Origin of the sequence: Saccharococcus sp. Marseille-Q5394 (assembly GCF_946901335.1) — a bacterium.
Classification (GTDB): domain Bacteria; phylum Bacillota; class Bacilli; order Bacillales_A; family Planococcaceae; genus Sporosarcina; species Sporosarcina luteola_C.
The window spans coordinates 116,256-140,135 of the sequence record NZ_CAMPPQ010000001.1 but is presented as its reverse complement, the minus strand read 5'-3'; the positions used below and the strand labels follow the sequence as shown (position 1 = coordinate 140,135).

Annotated in this window: 24 protein-coding genes and 1 other annotated feature; all 24 genes read right to left on the bottom strand. The window is 44.8% G+C overall.

The features are described from left to right. Positions 1-61: 61 nt before the first annotated feature. The 24 genes from OC538_RS00670 to OC538_RS00555 all read right to left on the bottom strand — a co-directional run bounded on the left by OC538_RS00670 (position 62) and on the right by OC538_RS00555 (position 23,855). Positions 62-1,357, bottom strand: a complete 1,296-nt coding sequence (locus tag OC538_RS00670; RefSeq protein WP_316044259.1) for a uracil-xanthine permease family protein — start codon at positions 1,355-1,357, stop codon at positions 62-64. A 25-nt stretch (positions 1,358-1,382) separates the two neighbouring features. After that, on the bottom strand, positions 1,383-1,925 hold the full coding sequence (gene pyrR, locus OC538_RS00665; RefSeq protein ID WP_251694870.1) for a bifunctional pyr operon transcriptional regulator/uracil phosphoribosyltransferase PyrR: 543 nt from the start codon (positions 1,923-1,925) through the stop codon (positions 1,383-1,385). Positions 1,926-2,122: 197 nt separating this feature from the next. Then, positions 2,123-3,037 carry an RluA family pseudouridine synthase gene (locus OC538_RS00660; RefSeq protein ID WP_251694871.1) on the bottom strand — a complete coding sequence of 305 codons (915 nt, stop codon included), beginning with the start codon at positions 3,035-3,037 and terminating at the stop codon, positions 2,123-2,125. Then, positions 3,037-3,513 (bottom strand): signal peptidase II, encoded by a 477-nt coding sequence (lspA, locus tag OC538_RS00655; protein ID WP_285847010.1) that lies wholly within the window; start codon positions 3,511-3,513, stop codon positions 3,037-3,039. Before lspA ends, OC538_RS00660 begins: the two co-directional genes overlap by 1 nt. Positions 3,514-3,832: 319 nt before the next feature. Continuing rightward, positions 3,833-6,595 (bottom strand): isoleucine--tRNA ligase, encoded by a 2,763-nt coding sequence (gene ileS, locus OC538_RS00650; protein ID WP_251694872.1) that lies wholly within the window; start codon positions 6,593-6,595, stop codon positions 3,833-3,835. A 40-nt stretch (positions 6,596-6,635) separates the two neighbouring features. Further along, positions 6,636-6,850, bottom strand: a binding site (T-box leader). 56 nt (positions 6,851-6,906) lie between these two features. Further along, a complete protein-coding gene (locus tag OC538_RS00645) occupies positions 6,907-7,413 on the bottom strand; it encodes a DivIVA domain-containing protein (protein ID WP_251694873.1) in 507 nt (168 codons plus the stop codon). Between the two features lie 94 nt (positions 7,414-7,507). Further along, positions 7,508-8,284: an RNA-binding protein gene (locus OC538_RS00640; RefSeq protein ID WP_262172869.1), complete on the bottom strand. Its 777-nt coding sequence runs from the start codon at positions 8,282-8,284 to the stop codon at positions 7,508-7,510. A gap of 37 nt (positions 8,285-8,321) precedes the next feature. Then, positions 8,322-8,618: a YggT family protein gene (locus tag OC538_RS00635; RefSeq protein ID WP_251694875.1), complete on the bottom strand. Its 297-nt coding sequence runs from the start codon at positions 8,616-8,618 to the stop codon at positions 8,322-8,324. Between the two features lie 19 nt (positions 8,619-8,637). After that, positions 8,638-9,087 (bottom strand): cell division protein SepF, encoded by a 450-nt coding sequence (locus OC538_RS00630; RefSeq protein WP_251694876.1) that lies wholly within the window; start codon positions 9,085-9,087, stop codon positions 8,638-8,640. After that, positions 9,084-9,758, bottom strand: a complete 675-nt coding sequence (locus OC538_RS00625) for a YggS family pyridoxal phosphate-dependent enzyme (RefSeq protein WP_251695303.1) — start codon at positions 9,756-9,758, stop codon at positions 9,084-9,086. The genes OC538_RS00630 and OC538_RS00625 overlap by 4 nt, the downstream gene beginning before the upstream one ends. Positions 9,759-9,850: 92 nt before the next feature. Further along, positions 9,851-10,093 (bottom strand): PRC-barrel domain-containing protein, encoded by a 243-nt coding sequence (locus tag OC538_RS00620; RefSeq protein WP_251694877.1) that lies wholly within the window; start codon positions 10,091-10,093, stop codon positions 9,851-9,853. Between the two features lie 470 nt (positions 10,094-10,563). Then, on the bottom strand, positions 10,564-11,346 hold the full coding sequence (gene sigG / locus OC538_RS00615; RefSeq protein WP_251694878.1) for an RNA polymerase sporulation sigma factor SigG: 783 nt from the start codon (positions 11,344-11,346) through the stop codon (positions 10,564-10,566). A gap of 93 nt (positions 11,347-11,439) precedes the next feature. After that, positions 11,440-12,153, bottom strand: a complete 714-nt coding sequence (gene sigE, locus OC538_RS00610) for an RNA polymerase sporulation sigma factor SigE (protein WP_251694879.1) — start codon at positions 12,151-12,153, stop codon at positions 11,440-11,442. Beyond that, positions 12,137-12,997, bottom strand: coding sequence for a sigma-E processing peptidase SpoIIGA (locus OC538_RS00605; protein WP_262172868.1), 861 nt, complete (start codon positions 12,995-12,997; stop codon positions 12,137-12,139). Before OC538_RS00605 ends, sigE begins: the two co-directional genes overlap by 17 nt. 211 nt (positions 12,998-13,208) lie before the next feature. Beyond that, on the bottom strand, positions 13,209-14,372 hold the full coding sequence (gene ftsZ, locus OC538_RS00600) for a cell division protein FtsZ (protein WP_251694881.1): 1,164 nt from the start codon (positions 14,370-14,372) through the stop codon (positions 13,209-13,211). 41 nt (positions 14,373-14,413) lie between these two features. Then, entirely contained in the window at positions 14,414-15,697 is a 1,284-nt protein-coding gene (gene ftsA, locus OC538_RS00595; RefSeq protein ID WP_251694882.1) for a cell division protein FtsA, read from the bottom strand. Positions 15,698-15,791: 94 nt separating this feature from the next. Continuing rightward, positions 15,792-16,163, bottom strand: coding sequence for a small basic family protein (locus tag OC538_RS00590; RefSeq protein WP_251694883.1), 372 nt, complete (start codon positions 16,161-16,163; stop codon positions 15,792-15,794). Positions 16,164-16,165: 2 nt separating this feature from the next. After that, entirely contained in the window at positions 16,166-16,885 is a 720-nt protein-coding gene (locus OC538_RS00585) for a DUF881 domain-containing protein (protein ID WP_251694884.1), read from the bottom strand. A gap of 26 nt (positions 16,886-16,911) precedes the next feature. Next, positions 16,912-17,637, bottom strand: coding sequence for a DUF881 domain-containing protein (locus OC538_RS00580; protein ID WP_262172867.1), 726 nt, complete (start codon positions 17,635-17,637; stop codon positions 16,912-16,914). Beyond that, positions 17,612-18,406, bottom strand: coding sequence for a cell division protein FtsQ/DivIB (locus OC538_RS00575; RefSeq protein WP_251694886.1), 795 nt, complete (start codon positions 18,404-18,406; stop codon positions 17,612-17,614). Before OC538_RS00575 ends, OC538_RS00580 begins: the two co-directional genes overlap by 26 nt. 14 nt (positions 18,407-18,420) lie before the next feature. Continuing rightward, positions 18,421-19,512: a putative lipid II flippase FtsW gene (gene ftsW / locus OC538_RS00570; protein WP_262172866.1), complete on the bottom strand. Its 1,092-nt coding sequence runs from the start codon at positions 19,510-19,512 to the stop codon at positions 18,421-18,423. A 36-nt stretch (positions 19,513-19,548) separates the two neighbouring features. Next, positions 19,549-20,898, bottom strand: coding sequence for a UDP-N-acetylmuramoyl-L-alanine--D-glutamate ligase (murD, locus tag OC538_RS00565; protein WP_262172865.1), 1,350 nt, complete (start codon positions 20,896-20,898; stop codon positions 19,549-19,551). Beyond that, positions 20,899-21,873, bottom strand: a complete 975-nt coding sequence (mraY, locus tag OC538_RS00560; RefSeq protein WP_262172864.1) for a phospho-N-acetylmuramoyl-pentapeptide-transferase — start codon at positions 21,871-21,873, stop codon at positions 20,899-20,901. An 83-nt stretch (positions 21,874-21,956) separates the two neighbouring features. After that, complete coding sequence (locus OC538_RS00555; protein ID WP_410055838.1) at positions 21,957-23,855, bottom strand: penicillin-binding transpeptidase domain-containing protein; 1,899 nt, start codon at positions 23,853-23,855, stop codon at positions 21,957-21,959. Positions 23,856-23,880 lie beyond the last annotated feature (25 nt).

The window sequence follows — 23,880 nt, the reverse complement described above, 5'->3', positions numbered from 1 at the left end:
TGAATGACTACTAGTCAACTGAACCTTTCCTTGTCTCTCAGTACAATGTTAAAAGGTCTTTCTATTTTGTTGAACTATCTGCCAAGCTAGCATTTTTCCTGCCCGGCAATAGCAAGTTAAGTATGACTCCGACGATTGCAGCCAGCGCCATTCCCCCTACTTGGAACGTTTCACTAATATGGATGGAGGCTCCCCCGATGCCAATTACTAGAATGACCGAGGCGATGACGAGATTCCGTTGCTGTCCAAAATCAACTTTATGATCAACGAGCATCCTTAGCCCGGACGAAGCAATGATTCCAAACAGCAATATTGAGATTCCGCCAAGCACCGCTTGAGGGATTGTTGCAATAATCGCCATCAATTTTCCGATGAAGGAAAACAATATCGCGAAGACTGCTGCTCCGATGATGACATAGACGCTATAGACACGTGTGATTGCCATGACGCCAATGTTTTCACCGTATGTTGTTTTCGGTGGACCACCAAGCAATCCACTAAGGAGTGTCCCGATCCCATCTCCTAAAAGCGACCGGTTTAAACCGGGATCTTTGATAAAATCTTTATTGACGACGCGGCCGAGTACAAGCTGGTGACCGATATGCTCCGAAATCGTAACGATTGATATCGGAACCATGATTGCTAGTAATGCCGGGGTAATGACAAACTCATAATCTATTCCGGGAATAAGGAATTCCGGTATTTCAAACCATGCAGCTTCATGTACTTTTGTGAAGTCCAATATTCCGATCGAAGCTGAGTATATGTAACCTACTATTATTCCGATCAGTACAGGCATCAGACTCACTACCCCTCTGAAGAACATGAGGCAGATGATTGCAGCTGCCAATGTGACAATTGCGGCTGAGAAATGCAGTAGATTGTATTGCGCTTCGCCATCCACTTGGATCGTACTCGCCATGCTCACTGCCGTCGGTGCCAATGCTAACCCGATAACCATAATGACAGGGCCGACAACGACTGGCGGAAGGAATCTCATAATCCATCCTGAGCCCGTCGTCCAGATCAGGAGTGATACAATTGCATATACGAGAGCGACAAACATGCTTCCGATCATTGCGCTTCCGATGCCGCCTGTGCTTGTCGCCACTTGGATCGGCGCAATGAATGCGAACGATGAACCTAAGTATGCGGGAACCTTGAATTGCGTAACAAGGACGAAGATGAGCGTCGCAAGCCCACTTGTTAATAAAGCGATTGCTGGGCTTAAGCCTACGAATTGCGGCACAAGGATTGTCGCTCCGAACATTGCAAACATATGTTGCAAACTGAGTGCAAGCCATCTTCCGGGAGCCGGCTTATCGAGTACGTCTAACACTTTGTTGTCATTCATCATTTCGCCTTCAATCCTTATCCTGTTTTTATTTTGTATGGATTGTCACGCCGTCTGTTCCATCCTCTTCGATGACGTTGACTACTACCCGCTCATCATTCGAGGTAGGAATATTTTTACCGACATAATCAGGGCGGATCGGCAATTCGCGATGACCTCTGTCAACGAGGACAGCAAGCTGTATCGCAGAAGGTCTTCCTAAATCGATGACTGCATCCATCGCCGCTCTGACTGTTCTTCCTGTGTAAAGAACATCATCGACAAGTATCACTTTCTTATCAGCGACGTCGTGCTTGATGTCAACTTGGTGGACAAGAGGTTCATGGTTTCCATGTTTATGTTGAAGATCATCTCTGTACAGCGTAATATCCAACTCACCAGTCAAGATCGGTTTTCCTTCGATTTGCTTGATCCTTTCCGAAAGCCGTTTTGCAAGCACAGCCCCTCTGGTTTTAATGCCTACAAGAATACAACCATCGATTCCTTTATTCTTTTCGATAATTTCATATGCGATTCTGGTCACCGCACGTGATATTGCCTGTTCGTCAAGAATGATTGCTTTTTCCGTCATAATAATTCCTCCTTATTAACATAAAAAAACCCTCCTGCCAGATGACAGGAGGGTACAGGTGCAGAAAGAAGTGTACCGAAGAATAGCGCGCAGCTATCCTACTGTACTTCCGTGCAACCTTCCCAGCCTCTCTGGACTGATCTTAAAGGTATCGCTATTCATTTCATTGATTAGTATAGTTGGCCAATTTCAGTTTGTCAACGCTTTTCTTTGCGCATTTTTTCAATCAATGCTTTAAACTCTTCCGGCAAAGGTTGTGTAAACTCCAAATATTCGCCGGTGCGAGGGTGCTTAAAGCCGATTGTGCCAGCATGCAATGCCTGTCCGTTGAAGTCGATTGTTTTTTTCGGACCATATTTCGGATCCCCGGCAAGCGGATAGCCGATATACTTCATATGAACACGTATTTGATGGGTCCTTCCGGTTTCCAGTCGGCATTCCACCAACGTAAAATCACCAAAGCGTTCTAATACTTTGAAGTGGGTGATGGCATGTTTTCCCTTATCCGTAACCGTCATGCTTTGACGATCTTTCTGGTCCCTTCCAATTGGGGCGTCAATTGTTCCTTGATCATGAGGAATATGGCCGTGAACGAGCGCCGTGTAAATACGCGTCACGGATTTATCGACGAGCTGATCGACAAGCGATACATGTGCCTGATCATTTTTAGCGACCATCAGCAAACCTGAAGTATCTTTATCGATTCTGTGGACAATCCCGGGACGCATAACGCCGTTAATCCCGGAAAGGTCTTTCACTTGGTGCATCAAGCCATTCACTAAAGTGCCCGTAGCATGCCCGGGTGCCGGGTGGACAACCATACCGCGGGGCTTATTTACGACGAGGACATCTGCATCCTCATAGACGATTTCCAAATCGAGGTCTTCCGCAACTATATCGAGTTCCACGGGTTCAGGCTCTGTCACTTCGATGATATCCCCAATTTTCACTTTGTAGTTCTGTTTTACAGTTCCATCATTGACAAGAACTGCCCCGTCCTTCACCCATTGCTGGATTTGTGTGCGGGACCACTCAGGGTTGATATCCGATAGGACTTTATCAATTCTGCCATTTCCGTGCTCTTCTGTTATTACAATTTCAAACGGTTCCATTATGCCACCTTTTTCTTGTTCTTTTTTTCATCAAGAATGACGTGAATAATAATAAGGACGACCCCTACCGTCAACGCAGCATCCGCTACGTTGAAGATTGGAAAGTCATAATTGATGACAGGGATGAGGACATCAATGAAATCAACAACTTCCTTCCGCCATAATCGGTCGATGAAATTTCCGATTGCTCCGCCTAATAAAAACATCAGACTGATTCCTAATAATTTGCTGCCTTTCGCTTCCTTGTGGAAAAAATAAATGATGCCACCGACAACTAGGATTGTAACAATATAAAATAACCACATCTGCCCTTCTAGCATTCCCCATGCCGCTCCTTTATTACGGTGTGACAGGAATGCCAAATAAGGTTCCGCTATCGGGATCCGCTCCCCAAGGTTCATGTTTTGTACGACAAGCCATTTTGTCAGTTGATCGAGCAATATTAAAAAAAGCGCCAATCCATAATATAGAATCAATCCAAAAACCCCCGTCCGACAGTATCTGCTTCATTTTACCACAAAGTCATCTTATTTATGAAATTAGCGTGTATTCAGTGGATAAGAAAAAGACTGTTGCAACTATGGATTAGCCACGGTTGCAAACAGCCTTTACCAAAATGTTTAAGAATAAAAGGATTTCCGCTTCAGGCGGACGCTTTCCAATCGAACAGCGAAGGGTTCGATTTGCCGTATTTATGCGTTCTTTGCAGAAATTAAGGTAGCCTTTCTGCTCGCAAAAGCCGTTCTTCGTAACGGCTTTCGCTGGAATCGCCGCCCTAAGCTCCCAATCCAATATTTATGAATAGTACTTCTTCACTACGCCAGCACAACGTGAGCAGAGCTCTGGGTGTTCTGCGTCTGAGCCGACCGATTCGGAAATCGTCCAGCAGCGGTCACATTTTTCCCCGTCCGCTTTTTCAACAAGGACTGTGGCAGCGTCAAGTTTTAGTGCTTCTTCCGGCATTTTGCCTTCTTCGTTCTCTTCAAATTTGGAAACAATGAAGAACTGTGCATAGTCGATATCGTCTGCTGCAAGAATGCCTGCCATCTTTTCTGGCAATGAGACCGTAATTTTCGCTTCGAGCGATTTACCGATCACTTTTGCATTTCGTGCTTCTTCAAGCGCCTTCAGTACATCGTCACGCACAACCATCAATCGACTGAAACGTTCGCGAAGTGCGTCCGCTTCCTCACCAAGGTCTTCTGCGTGAGGCATGTCTGTCAGTTGGACGCTTTCCTCTTCGACATGCTCTAGATATGCCCAAAGCTCATCCGTCGTATGCGGGATGATTGGCGTCAAAAGCTTCAATAGGGCAAGTAGTGAATCGTACATGACTGTTTGCATCGCACGGCGGTGCGGATGATCGACGCCTTCAATATAGACGACGTCTTTTGCAATATCAAGATAGAACGAGCTTAGTTCACCTGTACAGAAATTATTCACTGCGTGATACACGCCTGCAAACTCGTATTTCTCATAAGCTTCAAGGACATCCTTGATTAGATCCTGGAGCTTTACATAAACGTATTGATCGATTGGACGCATATCTTCAAATGCGACACGGTCTGCTGCCGGATTGAAATCTGCCACGTTCCCATGTAGGAAGCGGAGCGTATTACGAATCTTACGATAGACTTCTGATACTTGTTTGAAATTCGAATCGGATACACGTACATCAGCAGTATAGTCGACGGAAGAAACCCATAGACGAAGGATATCGGCACCCAGTTGATTCATCACTTTTGAAGGCACGATGACGTTGCCAAGGGATTTACTCATTTTGCGACCTTCTCCGTCCAATGTGAACCCGTGGCTTAATAATCCTTTGTATGGAGCAATCCCATTGATGGCGACACTTGTCGTCAATGATGAGTTGAACCATCCGCGGTATTGGTCAGAGCCCTCCAAATACAAATCAGCCGGATAGACGAGATCGTCTCTTTCCACTAGCACACCTTGATGTGTAGATCCTGAATCGAACCAGACATCCATAATATCCGTCTCTTTTGAGAATTGACCGTTCGGGCTGCCTTCATGCTTGAAGCCTTCCGGAAGCAGGTCTTTCGCTTCCCTTTCAAACCAGATATTTGAACCGTGTTCTCTGAATAGCTTTGCAACATGCGCAATCGTCTCATCAGTAAGGATAGCTTCTCCGTTTTCCGCGTAGAATACAGGAATCGGAACTCCCCACACACGTTGGCGTGAAATACACCAGTCACCACGGTCACGCACCATATTGTACAATCGTGTTTCTCCCCATGAAGGAGTGAACTTCGTATTTCGGATTGCTTCAAGCAATTCACTACGGAATGATTCGATGGACGCAAACCATTGAGCGGTCGCACGGAAAATGACCGGTTTCTTCGTACGCCAATCATGCGGATACGAGTGAGTGATGAAGGAGAGTTTCAACAGAGCTCCTTCTTCATCCAATCTCTTCGTCACTTCTTTATTTGCATCTTCATAGAATAATCCTTCAAAGCCTGGAGCCTCATCTGTCATGACGCCTCGGTCATTGATTGGGGACAAAGCGTCAATTCCATATTGCTTCGAAACGTAAAAGTCGTCTTCCCCGTGACCAGGAGCCGTATGGACGCAGCCGGTACCGGCCTCTGCAGTTACATGCTCCCCTAGCATGACAAGAGAATCACGATCGTATAATGGGTGCTGCGCAACCACTCGATCCAGATCCGAACCTTTTAACTCAGTAACAACTTCATATGATTCCCAACCGATCTCTTTCGCAACAAACTCGACGAGATCCTTCGCCAACAGAAACTTATTCCCATCCACTTTTACGACAGCATAAACGAATTCCGGGTGAACCGAAATTCCAAGGTTTGCAGGAATTGTCCAAGGAGTAGTCGTCCAGATGACGATACGGACATCCTCATCGACAACACCGAGACCGTCTTTGATCGGAAACGCCACGTAGATGGAAGGGGATTTTTTATCCTTATATTCAATTTCCGCCTCGGCAAGCGCCGACTCACTTGAAGGCGACCAGTAGACAGGCTTAAGGCCTTTGTAAATATAGCCTTTCTTGGCCATTTCACCGAACACCTGAATTTGTCTAGCTTCAAATTCAGGCTTCAATGTGATGTATGGATTTTCCCAATTGCCGCGTACACCAATCCGTTTGAATTGTGAACGTTGGCTATCGATTTGGCTGTATGCATATTCCTCGCACATTTTGCGGAACTCGGCGACAGAGTGCTCTTTTCGATTGACTCCTTTATTGACAAGAGCTTGCTCAATCGGAAGACCATGCGTATCCCAGCCCGGTACGTAAGGTGCATGAAAACCTGTCATTGATTTATGACGCACAATCATGTCTTTCAGCACTTTGTTAAGTGCGTGCCCCATGTGCAAATCTCCATTCGCATATGGCGGTCCGTCGTGAAGAACGAAGAAAGGACGTCCTTCCGTACGTTTTTGCACTTTTTCATAGATGTTCATTTCTTCCCATTTTGCTTGCATATCAGGTTCTTTGTTTGGCAAGTTGCCACGCATTGGAAATTCTGTTTTCGGCATGAGCAATGTGTCTTTGTAATCCATCCTGTTTCCTCCTTTGGAAATAAAAAAACCCCGTCCCTATGTAAGGGACGAGGGATTATTCTCGCGTTACCACCCTAGTTGCAGCATGATTAAACCATACTGCCTCTCAGAACACCATAACGGGGTGCTTCCGGGATTGATTTTCGTCAATCCGGCTCTAGAGTGATTTTCGTTTCCGTTTCAGGCCAGGCTTCCACCGCCCCCAGCTCGCTATACATGATTATCGGAAAGTACTCTCTCTTTCAACGCCTGTTCCTGCTTATAATGTCATTATTATATGTGTGAAGGGAATAGAATGTCAAGCATCCGCGTCATTCCATGTCCGCTGCGGATTCCAAATGCTCTGTGTCCGGCTCGTATTCAAGAAGTTTTTCCCAGTCGTCTGTCTTAATCATATCGAGTTGCGCTTCAATCAACATACGGAAACGGTTTCTGAACACTTTCGATTGTTTTTTCAAGTCCTCTATTTCCATCGCAATTTTTCGGGCACGTGACAGTGCTTCATTAACGATACGGTCAGCATTCTTCTCCGCCTCTTTAACAATCAATTTCGATTCCTGTTTAGAGTTCCGTCGAACATCTTCGGCTGCTTCCTGGGCGATTAATATCGATTTCTGCAAAGTCTCTTCGATTGAGTTGAAATGGGATATTTTATCTTTCGTATCATTTAAGCTGTTTTTCAACATCTTATTTTCTTCCAACACGTTTTCATAATCCTTCATGATTTGTTCTAGAAATTCGTTTACTTCATCTTCATCGTATCCGCGGAAGCCACGGCTGAACTCTTTATTATGTATATCGAGTGGTGACAATGCCATCTTTTGTTCCTCCCTTTCAAGTAAATCTTCTATTCTCTATTATACATGCCCTCAGCAGATAAGACAGCAGTTTTTCCACCGGTTGTCTGAAAAATCATTCTAACCTACCAATCAACAACCGTATTTTGTCTTTTCGTGTCCGTCCTTCTATCGACATGATTTTAAAACGGCCTGACCCCCTGATTGATAGAATGTCTGATTCATTCACCTCAAACGCTTGCTGATCGCGGACGACGTGATTCACTTTGACTTTATCATTCTGGATGAGCGAGACCGCTTTTTGACGCGGACAATTCACTAATGAAGCGACAATCGAGTCAAGGCGCAGTGAGCTGATCGTGTGGAGCTCTTCCTTCCATGATTCTGCCAGTACGATTAGTTCATCGGAAGAACCAAGCTCTTCCACTCGCACCTTGGATTTACCGATTGACGTCAAATTGGCGATTAGATAATCCTTCATTTCCTCTGCGACGGCGAATTGGGCGACATCTCCTTCCAAACGGATATCTCCGAATTTTGAACGGTCGATGCCCAGCGCCATAATGGAACCTAAAATATCTTTGTGCTCAAGTGTCATGAATTTCGCTGGATACCTTACCGTAAAAATAGACACCTGGAAATCATCGTTTTCCGGTTCGTAATAATCCGGGTAAATCAATGCCCGTTGTCTTTCCGGCTCTGGGAATGCACCATGGACCCCGAATTGCAGACCAGTGTTTCTGACGATGGTATTCAAAATGAAGATCTGCCTCGGATCGAGAAAGCCCGTGAGCTTCGGAGAGTATGTATCCTCTACTTCTCTCGTCCACCCGACGACCGTTTCAATGAACGGCTGCTCTTCTTTTCTGAAATGTTGTATGATCGAATCCATGTTGAACGTCTCCTTAGCGAACCTTATAGAAAAAACCTCACATGAGTGAGGCAATGATCAATCGATATACTTCTCGTACCCCGCTCGAAACCAAATAATTCAAAACGAATATTGCGACGATCGGTGAAATATCGATCATACCTAGAGGCGGGATGAACTTGCGGAAAAACCCTAAATAAGGTTCAGTGATTTTCCCCAAGAAAATGCCGAATTTCGTCTCACGTGATGCAGGCACCCATGACATCAATATATAAACAATGAGGAGTATCAAGTATATATCTATCGCCCGTAATATAATCGAAAAAAGCAAAGTAATTATTTCTATTAGTCCCATCTGTACACCTCATCCAATTCTATCTTTCAAAAAAATCCGAAATGGTACCAGCCACTTCTACGTTTTCAGGCACGCATAAGAAAATGTCAGTGCCGATCCGTTGAATATCCCCGCCAAGTGCGTAGACGGTTCCGCTCAGGAAATCGACGATGCGGATCCCTTGATCACGCTCGATCCTTTGCAAATTGACGACAACGGCTCTTTTATTCTTTAAATGCTCCGAAATGTCTTGTGCTTCTGCGTAGACACGCGGTTCAAAAAGAACAACCTTCGAAGATTTCTGGATGCTCTGTAAGCTGACGACCGTTCCTGGTTGCTGTGGCGTTTCCGCAACTTGCGGCTTCCGAGCAACCGCCCTTCTCGGCTGTTGTTCTTGCACGGGCTGTTGATCCCGGACAGGCTTCTCCTGCTGAAATTCCTCTTCTTCATCAAGATAGAACCATTTCTCAAATCGTCTTTTTATGCTCATTCGTCTCCCTCGCTCTCCGTTCCGACTAATGCGGTTCCGATTCTAACGTGAGTTGCACCTTCTTCGATAGCAACGGCATAATCATTTGACATTCCCATGGATAATAGTGTGCATGGTGCATGGTCCAATTCTTTCTCGGCAAGTTGGTCACGAAGGTCTCGCAACGAACGGAAAGTTGTTCGAATCCATTCCTCATCTTGCGTGAATGGTGCCATGGTCATCAAGCCAACAACACGGATTTTATCGTAATCGGCCAATTGAAGGACGAATTCTTCCAAGTCATCAGGCTGCAGACCTGATTTGGACTCTTCCCCGGATACATTCACTTGTACGAAGCAGTCAACCGGAGCAGATGCACGTTTTTGAATCTCTTTTGCGATGCTTAGTCGATCCAGTGAATGCAGATAATCGACTTGGTTAATAATATCTTTTACTTTCCTGCTTTGCACATTACCGATGAAGTGCCAGTTGTTCTTCTCGGATTGGATGCTTTCCTGCTTTGCTAGAAGTCCTTCCGGCCGATTTTCACCAAGATCCGTAATGCCGAGTTCGATGACTTCGCGTGCCCTGCTTGCAGATACTTGCTTTGTTACCGCCACGACTGTTACTTCTTGACGTTTTCTTCCCGAACGATCGCAGGCTGCTTGTATTCCTTGTTCTATTTTTTGCATACGCTGTTGAAGTGTGTCCAATAAAATCACTATCTTTCTGCTTACTTTGCTTTATTGTATCAATTGACCGGACACATATCAATGATAAGTCTTCATTTATCAGCCTTTTTCCCTACTAATACGATATCTTTGCCGATTGTAAGGACGTCGTCATACTTAATTTGCTTTAAATCCTTCATTTTCGATTCCAAGAATAGGGATCTTTCTGCTCCACCAATTTGCAGCACGTCAATTTTGCCGTTTTTCATATCAATTGTCGCGTCCTGTACAAATCCAAGGAACGAGCCCTTTTTCACTTCAATCACTTCTTTTTTCTGCAATTCCGAAAAACGCATTCTTATCCCTCCAATGTTAATAAATATTTCCCTATAAAAGGGGATATTGCCATCTGTTCCGGCACTCCAAACAACAGCTACAAAGTTATTGAATGTCCTTAAACAATGGGTATAGATAATAAATTTTATGTTTATATAGCTTATGCGCAACAACTTAAAAGTAGCTCCGTTGACTGTAGCGCAAGGCGGCGACTCCTTGGGGATAAGCGAACGCCGTTACGAAGAACGGCGTTTGCGAGCACAAGCGGAGCGTTGCTAGCAATGTTTTTTGCGACCCTAAGGGAGCAGGATATTGTAGAATGCCTTAATTTCTGCAAAGAGCGCAGAAATTAAGGCAAATCGAACTCTTCGTGGTTCGATTGGCTCAAGCCACGCCCCCAGGAAAGCGTCCGCCTGAAGCGGAAATCAACAGTAAAAGGGACTGCTAGTGTCAGTTTTTACTGAATTCTAGACAGTCCCTTTATTACTGATTATTTATTTTCCATGCCATCTCTAATAATTTGCATTGCATTTTTCTCAAGTCTTGAAATTTGGGCTTGGGAAATGCCTAGTTCTTTTGCAATTTCGGTTTGTGTCTGCCCTAAGTAGAATCGCTTGGACAGAATAAGCTGCTGCCTTTCCGTCATGCCCGACACAGTCTCCTTAACCGACACATACGTCAACCAACGCTCTTCCGACACTTTCTTATCCTGCAATTGATCCATAATATAAACAGGATCACCGCCGTCGCCATTCATCGGTTCATGGAGGGACATCGGATCTTGTATTGCGTCCAGAGCAAATAAAATATCATCCTCAGGAATGCCCGTCGCTTCTGCAAGATCGGATATTCTAGGCTCTTTCTGATGATCATTCACGAATTGTTCCTTTGCCCTGATTGCTTTATAAGCTATATCACGGAGCGATCTGGATACCCTAATGGCATGATGGTCTCTCAAATGTCTTTTGATCTCACCGATGATCATCGGGACGGCATATGTTGAAAATCGGACATTATGTTTCAAATCAAAATTGTCAATGGACTTCAATAATCCGATGCAGCCAACCTGAAATAGATCGTCTGCTTGCTCCCCCCTATAAGCAAACCTTTGAACAAGACTTAAAACTAACCGCAAATTTCCAATTACAAGCTCTTCTCTTGCCGATTCGTCACCACTTTGAAGCCGGATAAACGTTTCTTTCATCACTTCGTTCGACAGTAAGGGCAAATTGGACGTATCGATACCACAGATTTCAACTCTTGTACGCATCATTCGCTTTTCCTCCGCATTCTGTAGATGACTGTACAAAATAGTTTGTCCTCACACTTGCGGAATATGCGAAATCCAATTCGCCAATTTCAACCATCAGGCGATAGGGTGATTCAGTCTGTCACGTAAATCTGAGATGATTTTTTTTTCAAGACGGGATATATAAGATTGAGAAATACCAAGTAGTTCTGCAACTTCCTTTTGTGTCATTTCGAGTCTTCCTGTCAATCCGAAGCGGCATTCCATTATATATTTCTCCCGTTCATCCAAAGTGCTGATCGCTTCAATCATATGTTGCCGTTCTAATTTCTTTTCAACGTCGTCAATAATAATATGCTCATCTGTTCCCAGAATATCGGACAGCAAAAGCTCATTTCCATCTGCATCGGAATTTAACGGTTCATCAAAAGAAATTTCCGACCGGGTCCTATTCGTTTTTCTTAAATGCATAAGTATCTCATTTTCAATACATCTTGAAGCATATGTCGCCAGTTTAATATTGCGATCGCTTTTAAATGTTTCGATCGCTTTTATAAGTCCGATTGTCCCGATGCTAATTAAATCTTCAATATGTGTATTCGTGTTATCAAAACGACGGGCAATGTAAACAACAAGCCTAAGATTCTTTTCAATGAGCGTATCCCTCGCATCCATGTCCCCTTCCATGAAAGCCCGGATTGCAATTGCTTCTTCATCCCGTGTTAATGGCTTTGGAAGCGATTCATGGCCGCCGATGTAATACGTACCGCTCTTTTTTCTAGTGAAGAAGCTCTTGACAATCGCCAACCATTTTTTAAGTCCCTGCAACATGACTCGTTCCCCTTTCGGTTGTAATGGATTCCAATGCGGAGGCGTGCATTATGGCGCCTGCCCCTTCCGGATACCTGTTATCCTGCTTGGTAAAGACGATATAGCCTACTTGCAGCTCACTCCCTTCTCCGACGACCCATCTGTCAAACTTAAAACCGACCGCCCAGGAAGCACCTTGGACCGTCTGAAGACGGATCAACCGCAAACTTTTTTGAAATTTCTTTGGGAAAATTGAAAGTTGGGGCATGTCTTCTGTTTTCCATGTAAGCAAAGGCCCTTTCAACTCTTCGGGCATAAAGCGTTCCACTGATTTGAATGAAACAAAGTGCACCGGTTCTCCTGAAAGTGGCTCTGTGCATCGATTTCCTGTATCGATGAAACTCGGAATTGAAATCGTTTCATTCCAAATGGACAAAACCGACTCGACAGAATAGGAGGACAGCTGTCGAGCCATTCTTACATCCAACCACTTTGTCTTTAATAAATACAGAAGAACATAAGCTAAAAGTGCACTGATGAAAACTGTGGACTTAGAATCTGAAAACATGAACTTATCCATGAAAACCGTTAGCGCGCCACCAGCGAAAAGTGCACCGACCAATACAATGACAGCTGGGTTGCCGAGTGAGGTAATTGATATTCCGAATGCACAGACAATCATTACACCGAAAGCCACGAAGATGGCGATCCAGGAATCAGGGAATAGAACAACAGGAAATGCCCCAGCCAACGAAGCTAGCAATAGACGGAGCCTAGTAGCTTGTGCCTTGACCATCCGGTTTGCAAAGGACAAAATCACATAATTGAAGACCATGTTAATGCCGATAATGAGTTCTCCATACATCAGCTTGCCCTCCTTGTACGTAAGGATAACACCTCGTGACCGCAATGTTTGTCGGAACAAGGGATAATTTATAGTAAATATTCGACATGAACAGCGGAGATGGGCGGGTTACGTTGTGTTGCTAACGGTATATGTTTTGTTGCATTGGACTACAAACTAAAAAGCTCTCCGGCATGTCCTAATTGGACTGCCGGAGAGCTTCTACTATTTATTATCTTCTGCGGTTGCGTAAGAATGTCGGAATGTCCAAAGCATCCTCTTGCTGATGGCCTTGCTGTTGTCGTGTCGGCTCAGGCTGTTGGAAATGCTGTTGTGGCTCTTCCCGTCGCGTATGCGAAGGCTGTTGTTGCACAGGCTGAGGTTCACGTTGACGTGCAGCGCCGAATCCTGGATTCCTTGAAGGCTTTGAAGGACTCAATTGCTCTTCACTGAATCCTGTCGCGATGACTGTAACAAGGATTTCGTCCTTCAAGCCATCATTAATGACAGAACCGAAAATCATATTAACATCTTCATCGGAAGCGGAAGCAACAATATCTGCTGCTTCTTGAACTTCAAACAAGCTTAGATTGGACCCGCCTGTAATATTCATCAAGACACCTTTAGCTCCATCGATCGACGTTTCGAGAAGTGGGCTTGAAATGGCTTTTTTTGCAGCTTCTGCAGCGCGGTTTTCACCTGTCGACATACCGATTCCCATAAGTGCAGAACCTTTATTGGACATGATCGTCTTCACGTCTGCAAAGTCCAAGTTGATAAGTCCAGGGACAGCGATCAAGTCTGAAATCCCTTGCACCCCTTGACGGAGAACATTGTCAGCTTCACGGAATGCTTCAAGCATCGGCGTGTTTTTATCGACAATCTCCAACAATTTATCATTTGGAATGACGATCAGCGTATCTACCGATTCTTTCATCGCCGCGATTCCACCGATAGCTTGCGTTTGGCGTTTTCTTCCTTCGAAAGTGAATGGGCGTGTGACAACACCTACCGTAAGCGCTCCAAGATCCTTTGCCACTTGGGCGATCACTGGTGCGGCACCTGTTCCTGTACCTCCGCCCATACCGGCAGTTACGAACACCATATCAGCGCCGCGAAGCGCCTCTTCTATTTGTTCACGGCTTTCTTCAGCCGCTTTTTTCCCTACATCAGGGTTTGCCCCCGCACCTAGTCCACGAGTCAATTTGGCTCCGATTTGCAATTTCACTCCAGCTTCGGATAAATTAAGCGCTTGCGCATCCGTATTCACTGCAATGAATTCAACACCTTGCACTCCATGTTCAATCATGCGATTAACCGCGTTATTTCCGCCGCCACCGACTCCAATCACCTTAATGACTGCGAGTGCATCGACATTTGTATCAAAATCCAGCATGCTCTCTCCTCCTAATCCCTATATGACCACATTTACATCAGTCACTCAAAAAATCCATCAAAAAATCTCTTGGTTTTGTTCATGAAGCTTGTCCTTTTCTCTTTTGGTTGGACAGCGACCTTCTTTTTACTGGAAGATGGGTAATCCATCTCGCTATGTGTGGCAGCAGTTTGCGATTCAGCCGCTATTCCAAAATAGCTATCTTCCATACTAGCATAACGGATAAGTCCTACAGCAGTCGAATACATCGGTTCACGAACTCCGATATATTCAGGAGTATGGATTCGTACCCTCGTTCTCAATACATGTCTTGCAAGTTGCAAAATCCCGTCGAGCTTCGTCGTTCCGCCAGTCAAGACGACACCGCCCGGCAAATCATGGATACCCATACGGTACAGCTCTTCAAGAACCAAGTCGAATAACTCTTCCAATCGGACACCTATGATCTCCGATATGTATCTTTGACTATATTGATCTTTCGAATCGGCACCAATGACAGGGACTTCAAAAAGTTCATCATCCGATGCGTCATCGTAAAAGGCATGTCCATATTGATGTTTGATTTTTCTCGCTTGCTCTGTAGGTGTCTTAAGAATAATCGACAAGTCCTTTGTAATATGATCACCGCCAACTGGAATGACAGCAGTTGAAATAAAGCGGTTATCCCCAAAGATTGCGATTGTCGTTGAACCTCCGCCGATATCGATAAATGCCGTGCCATGGTTCATTTCATCCTCTGTCAAAGCAAACTGCCCGGCTGCGAGTGGCTGTAAGTAAATTTCACGGATTACGAGGCCAGCACGCTCGACGCATCGCAAGATATTGTGAACTAGCGTTTTGGAAGTCGTAATTAGAGTACCATCCATTTCAAGACGGACGCCGATCATTCCTCTTGGATCCTTTATCTCATCATAATCATCCACAATGAATTGTTTCGGTATGATATTGACGATTTCCCTCTCAGGAGGAACCGACATGACTTGTGCGGATTTCATAACCCGATCAAGGTCGTCATCCGTTATTTCCCTGTTCTCCGAATTGACGGCTACAACGCCTTTTACGTCTTGCAGCAGCACGCCATTGGAAGGGATGCCAAGAATGACGTCCCGGATTTGCATACCCGTCATTCGTTCAGCCTGTTCCACCGCTTTGCGGATGGATTGGACAGTCGCATCGATGTCGATAATCGTCCCTTTACGAATGCCTGCTGATTGGACGTTACCTACCCCGATTACATGGAGGGATCCGCCATCCACTTCACCGATCAGTACTTTGACTGACGAAGATCCTATATCAAGTGATACATAAATTGTAGATTGACTCAATTCCCGGCACCTCCCATTACAGTCCTTATCTTACATTCTATTGTATTAGAGTCGTATTGTCTAAATATTTTCTCCACCCGATGCTCAATTCCTTTCACTCCTGAACTTTTGTTTCAGAAACCTTACTTCGATCTGACCATTTTGTCAGCAAAATCCTTCGTATGACAGCGATATTCTGGAATAGCCTTACTCCGAATGCGAATACGGCGGCCAAATATAAATCCACACCGAGATGCACTCCAAGGAAAGCTAAACCGGCCGCAAGTGCGATATTGAAGAAAAAACCGGAAATGAACACCTTATCATCATAAATCTGTTGAAGATGAGCACGTATTCCCCCGAAAAGCGTATCTAGTGCAGCTAACACGGCGATGGACAAATAGTTGCTGTAAATTTGCGGGATCTGTAAATCTGTTAACAGGCCCAGCGAAATTCCTAGAAGTAATCCGAGCAGTGGCAACCACATTGTCATTCCCCTTTCGGAAGTTCTTTCAAATAAAGATTTTTGAATTTGTCGGGATATCCCCGGATCGTTATGTCCCTTTCCGGTTGATTGATTTCCAACACGAGATTATCAAGATAAAAATCGTCATGGATGGATGATGCTAACAAATAATTATATAGCTTTTCGCTATCGGACATCGTAGGAGATATGATTTTTATCGTAAAGGGCGGAGTCGAGACATTCAACCCATTTACAGTGGTGACGCCATTAATGACTCGAATCGAGCTCATCACCGTATATCGCTTGCCGTCGACTTCCATGTGAATGCCCTTAAATCGGTTCACCTCATTGACGAAACGGGTCAGTAGATCGGATGAAATACTCGTGATTGGTATTCCATATGCTACGCTCTCCACAGAGGGGCGAACTTCGATCGTAAAGCCAGGACCCGATATATCTGTTGTTCCCGCCTTTTTGTGCAGCTTGTCCACTGTATCCTTCAATGCCTGTCCCGTGCTAGATTCACTTAACGTCCTATATGAGGAGATCGTTCTATCCAAATCACGGATTTCGGTAAGAAGCTCTGAATGGATTTTCTTCTCTTCCGCCAACTCTTGGCGAATTGCCCAAATATCCCTCGTATCACGTTCCTTAGGATGTTCCATCGTATTATATTGGACAGCAATCATAAATCCGATCAGCAGGAGGACAATTGTGAATTTCCAATTGATAGCTTTTTTCAACGAACACCCTCCTTCTTACTGTTTACTCATGCCTCATCCCGTAAAGCGGGAAGCTTGATGTCTTTCATCTGCTCCAATGTGACGACTATATTGTCATGCACTAATCCATCAATGACTCCACCGCCCAAATTCAGAGCTGCCGACAAGACTTCAGAATCACCTACAGCTTCAATGACAAACGGAGCCGGAAGCGTCCTGCCGTCAATCGTGATGACGGGCCCTGTACATTTGATATACGAATTGGCTGAAATTCGCTGTCCATTGATTGCTATCCCTTGTGCGCCAGAAATCTTCAATTCATTTACAACACGGAGCACATGGCTTTCATGAACGATATAATCATTGGGATTCAGTACGACAGGATCATAATCGCCGTCCTTTAATGTAATACGCACTCCCGGACCGGAAGCCGGAATGACGCCTAGAAGCAACCTTAGATCTTTTGCTTCTTCGACGAGTACGGTATGATTGTCTTCGTTCTCTGAAAAGGATTGCTCAAAGTCCCGGATTTCAATTTGCTTCGCATGAATCTCATCAGCAAGTTCCTTATTCCGCTCCTTTTGAACGATCAATTCTTCCCGATACTGTTCTTCCTGTTGAAATGTCGGGGACTGGGCCAATTCGCTGCTATCCTTCCCTAATGTACGATAGGAGAATGCGAAGATGAAACCGAGTATGAGAAAGACGAAAGAGTATAATATGTATCTTCCTCTATTTTTGTAGTCCTCACTCATTTTCTTCGCCAACTTCATCACCTTCCCCTTCTTCTACACCGTCATTTCCGTAAACTTTGCTGAATGGTGTAAAGAAAATGCCCACTTCCATATTGACAATCCCCTTTTCAATCCCTCCCAGTTGGGAAATGATATCCGGATAATAATCCATCTTCTCCGCAAACGTCTGAAGAATCGCATGGACTTCATACCCATCGTCCATATACGCAATAATCGTATCGGGATTCTCCTCTGTCCCAGTATAGATGATTTCGGAAATCAATTGGAGAACATTTTTATCCATTTTCAGCAATTGATTTGTCAGTCTTTTTCGAAGTTCAGGGTTGTCCACATGATTCAAAATAGGCACGTTTGGATAATTTCCGTCACCTTCGAATAACGCACCATTTTCGAGCAATAAACTATATTCCCCGGCACTCTCCATATAAGCGACGGTTTTCCATTCTTCAATTGATATATCGATATCCCTCATCCATTTTCTTGTGACGGCAACACTACTGACGCCTTCCAGTTTCAAAAGTTCTTCTTCCACGTCTTTCGCTTTAAATCCCCAAAATGAAGTTCCTTCTAAAATCCCGCTTTTTTCATAATAATAGTGGTCATTTTGAAGGGAAGCCCCTTTAATTCTCACTTCACCAACCTTGCTAAGTGGAGATTGGAAGTATAAAAGTACAAGAAGGGCGATACAGAAAACGGCAATGATGAATAAAAACTTCTTATTCGTCTTTTTTCTCCGTTTTTCCCTCATGGAAGGAATCCGCTCTTCGATGTCTATCACTTTATCCATGTTCCGCCCTCCCTTCAACCTCGTTGTTTATAAAAAGCGAAATGTAAAATGGTTCCTGCTGCCATCCATGTCGTCAGCAAGGAAGAGCCGCCATAACTGATGAACGGCAATGTAACCCCCGTGACCGGCAACAACCCAGAGACAACCCCGACATTCAGGAACGTTTGAAAGATGATCATCGAAGCCATACTTGCTGTCATTAGAAATGACTTATAATCATTCGTCCGGATTGCAATTCCAAATGCGGACAAGAGGAGTATGGAAAAGAGGAGAAGAATGAATGTCGCTCCAATAAATCCCGTCTCCTCTGCAATGATAGAAAATATGAAGTCGTTTTGCGGCTCGGGTAAATACAAATATTTCTGCCTGCTATTTCCATAACCATGTCCGAACAATCCTCCCGGCGCAATCGCGAACAACGACTGAATACCCTGAAATCCAGCTCCGAGGGGATCGTTCCAAGGATCGATATACGATTTTATACGTTCCAATCGGTATGGCGCAGCTGCAATAAGAGCAACAAACGCCCCTATACCCGCAAAGCCGAGTATACCGAAAAACGACAGCGGATATCCTGCCAAAAACAAAATTACAAAAGCTGAGACAATCATGATCACTGCAGAACCCAAATCAGGCTGTAACATGATTAAAGCAGCCGGAAGTAAAATGAGAACAAAATGGCTTAGTCTGAACGGCCTCTTTCCAGCCGACTGCTTCATGTTGCAAGCAAGCTTTCCTATGAGTGCCACTTTAACGAATTCTGCAGGCTGGATGCTGAATGGACCGAGGGCAATCCAGCTCTGGGATCCGTTCCGTACTGCACCGATGCCGGGTATCATAACCGCAACTAACAAGATGATCGTTATGTAATAAAAGGCGGTCCAGAATGACTCACTGGATGTCCATGGCCCTTTCATCAACATAAATGCCACAACTATAGAAACAGCCATGTATATCCCTTGCTTAACGATGAAAGGGGATGAATCCGCATAGTGCACTTGCCCCCAATACGAGCCTGCCGAATGGACAAAAACCAATCCTATCAATGACAACGATACTGCCGAAATGACGAAGGCAGCTTTTAATTTCCGATCCAGTGAACGCATCCTTCCGTCTTATTGGTCAAGTGGTGAATGGCTGACTTAAAGCTTCATGACAGCTTCGATAAATGCATCTCCACGTTCTTCAAAACTCGGGTATTGATCCCAGCTTGCACAAGCGGGAGACAGTAGGATTTGATCACCCTCAAGTGATATTGCAAATGCTTCTTGCACAGCTTTTTCCATCGAGTCGGCTTTCAACGCATGTTGAACTCCACATGAAGATGCAAAATCGATAAGCCGGTCGGCTGTTTCGCCGAGTGCAAGTACCGCCTTCACCCTGCCCATATATGGCCTCAGTTCCTCGAATGAATGCCCCCTATCCAGACCTCCAGCAATCAATACAACGGGCGACTGGAAGGATGATAAGGCGCTTCTTGTCGCCAATGTGTTTGTCGCTTTCGAATCATTGTAAAATGTTCTGCCCTTCAATTCTTTAACGAACTGCATGCGGTGACGAACTCCTGTAAAAGAACTTAGCACATTTTCTATTGTTTCTTTGTCACAATCCATAAGAATGGCAGAAGCCGTAGCGGCTAAAATATTTTCCAAGTTATGCTGACCAAGCAATTTGATGATCGACCTTTTCACAAACGGTTCGCCTTGCCAGTAGATTAGCTCATCATCCGCCGATATTCCCTCTGCATGTCTCCCTTGTAAAGAAAAAGGGACTTTCCAGGCAGCAGACCGTTCGACGTACGGCCTCATTTCAGGTTGATCTGCATTATAAATAAAGAAATCCTCTTCGGTCTGATTAGCTGTAACTTTCGCTTTAGCCAAGGCATATTCTTCAGGTGTTCCATGATAATCAAGATGTGCATCGTATAAATTTGTCCAGACGGCGATCTTCGGGCGGAAGTATTCCGTTCCGGCCAACTGGAAAGAGGACACCTCCATGACAATAACTTCATCGGGCCTTGCATTTTCTGCCACTGTGCACGCTACAGTTCCAATATTTCCAGCAATCAAAGGCTTTTTGCCTCCGATATTCAAAATATGATATAGAAGCGTTGTCGTTGTCGTCTTTCCGTTCGATCCTGTGATGGCGATAATTGGTGCTTCACTTACCAAATATGAAAGCTCTATTTCAGTCCAGATTGGAATCCCTTTCTGTTCCGCCTGCTGAATGACTGGATTGTGATAAGGGATGCCTGGATTCTTAACGATAACATCAAAGTCATGATCCAATATATCTTCCGGGTGACCGCCACAAATGACTATAATCCCTTTTGATCGCAGCGCTTTTGCTTCTTCGCTTCCCGTCTCCGGGGAGGAATCGTTGACTATTACGAATGCCCCTAGTGAATGTAAGAGATCTGCTGCAGCATGGCCGCTTTTAGCAAGGCCAAGTACAAGGACTTTCTTGCCTTTGAGCTCATTTCGCTTTCCCATTTACATCACCTCCCACAATACGGGTATCATCGCGGCAATAAGTGCCACTCCCCAAAAAACAATAACGATTTTCCATTCGGACCATCCGGATAATTCAAAGTGATGATGAATCGGACTCATTTTAAATACCCTTTTTCCAGTCAACTTAAAGCTAGTTACTTGAATCATCACCGATAATGTTTCAATAACATAGACGATTCCAATGACGAGGAGAAGAAGTTCTTGCTTCACTAGGATTGATAGCATTGCAATCGCTCCGCCGAGCGCCAAGGAACCAGTATCCCCCATGAACACTTTGGCTGGTTTCATATTGAACAATAGGAAGCCAAGCATTGCACCTGAAACAACAAATGCGAACGTTGCGATATCAAATTGTTCATACACTAGCCCAAGTACACCAAATGCCGCAAAGGCAATTGTTGAAGTGCCTGCAACAAGCCCGTCTAGACCATCGGATAAGTTGACAGCATTCGAAAACCCGACGAGCCAAAAAATGAGGAAGGCGACGTAGAAAATTCCTAAGTCAATTGAAAAATTTGTAAAAGGAATTACCACTGTCGTTTCAAACGGACCCATTTTCAATAGGAAAAAGGCGATAACTGCAATAATGATTTGGCCAATAAGTTTTTGGATGGATGTCAATCCCAAATTCCTTTTCATGACGACGATGATGAAATCGTCAAAAAATCCGATAACACCGAAACCGGCAAGCACAATCATCAGTACAATGGACTGTGTAGTCAGTACATCTTCATATATGTATGAGAGGACAATCATCGTAATGATAATGGAGCTCAGGAAAATAAGGCCGCCCATTGTAGGCGTGCCCGCTTTTTTCTTATGTGCTTCGGGTCCCTCTTCCCTAATGCTCTGGCCGAATTTCAACCTTCTGAGCAATGGTATGATTGCGGTCCCGATTAATGCTGTTAATAGAAATGCTACGGTAATAACCGTTATTGTCGTGACGAGTGTCATAATATGTTCTCCTTACTTGTTTTGAAACTGTAATTGTATTTTATTGTTTAGTTCAAGGCGCTTTGGATACGCCTTGAGCTTTATCATTCTTCTGTGTAAACATGAATAACATCGTCCACCGTCATCAAGGAATCGGGGACTGGCATTTGGTATTTAATGACGTCGCCTTCTCCATGCCATTCTATACGATACGTGTGAAGCTGGCGGGCAACCATTCCTCTTGTCATGCCTGTCATATCCGGCACCCGGTGCGTAATCGCATCTCCCCATCGGTATTCTTTTTCAATCTGCCCTTCCCTCTTTTCGATGCCGGCTATCGGAGCAATCTCTTCGATGATTCTGCCGACGATCGGTGCCGCGATGACGCCCCCAAATTGAATCGAGTTTTTCGGACTGTCAACTGCTATATAGACAAGTAACTCGGGATCATCCGCCGGAGCGAACCCGACAAACGAAACGATATAGTCGCCATCGCTGTAATTGCCGTTGACAACCTTCTGGGCAGTGCCCGTCTTTCCGCCGACACGGAGTCCATCATTGAAAGCGTTTCGGCCGGAACCTTTTGCGACAACCGATTCCAACGCCTCTCTCACTTGGGCGGACGTCTCTTCGCTAATGACACGGCGTCTCATTTCGGGTTCAAACGATTGCAGCGTCTCTCCCTTATCATTCTTAATTTCCTTTACAATATACGGACGATACAGATAACCGCCGTTAATTGCAGCCGCTACAGCCTGCACTTGCTGGATTGGCGTTACGGAAATCCCCTGGCCGAAAGCTGTTGTTGCTTGTTCGACCGGACCAAATGCTTCTTTAGAAAACAGAATCCCTTTTGCTTCGCCCGCAATTCCTGATCCTGTCGTTTCACCGAAGCCGAAATCCCGAATATATTTATCAAGCTTTTCACCGCCCAAACGCTGGCCGATTTCTATGAAGCCCGGGTTGCAGGAATTCTCAACAACTTCTAAAAAAGACTGGTGCCCGTGCCCTTCCCTTTTCCAGCACCTTAACCTTGCATTGGCTACCATCGTGTAGCCAGGGTCATTAAAGTGATCATGATGAAGGTCGATAACTTTTTCTTCCAAGCCCGCGGCAAGCGTGAGGATTTTGAATGTCGATCCCGGTTCAAACGTCATCCAAACTGGCAAGTTCCGATTGTAGATCGTTTGATCGGCATCCTGGTATTCGGCAGGATTGAACGTCGGCATGGAAACCAATGAGAGGATTTCGCCAGTCTTCGGATTCATGATAATTCCAATCGCTTGGGTGGCATCGTATTTTTCCATTGCCTGAAGCAATTCCCGTTCCATGACCTTCTGCATTTCGATATCGATCGTCAGTTCAATGGTAGCCCCATTCTTCCCTGTCTGAAAACCATCGTCGACATGCGGCAGAGGAATCGCCTTCGCATCTGTATAGAGGCGTATTTTATCTCCAGTGCCTTGCAAGATCTCATCGTATGCATATTCAATGCCTGCAAGGCCCGTTCCATCAAACCCAGTAAACCCAATCAGCCTAGACAGCATTTCACCATACGGATAGTTCCTTACGAAATCCACCCCTGTATACAAGCCATCGATTTGCAACTTCGCAATCTCCGTCGCCTGTTCCTGGGTAATGTTTTTCCCTTCAGGCGCTAACTTGTTCATATACGTTTTTTTCGTCATCTTCTCCAGCAGTTTTTCTTTATCAACTTGCAAAATGTCCGCCAATAACGCGGCCGCCTTTTCCGGTTCCTTGTTTTGGGAGGGCATAAAATAAAGCGTCGGAGCCAGTTTGTTTCCAACAATCAACTGGCCATTGCGATCTTGGATCTCCCCCCGGATGGCTCCAAAAGGGATTTCCCGATCCCAATTCTCTTCCGCACGCGCTTTCAACCATTCATGTTTAATGATTTGGACGTGGAAGAGCTTTGCTATAACCATGGATATGGAAATGAGGAAAATGATGAAAATTGCCCGCAACCGCTTCTTCGATTGCAAATCAGCATATTTACGCAGAGCCCCA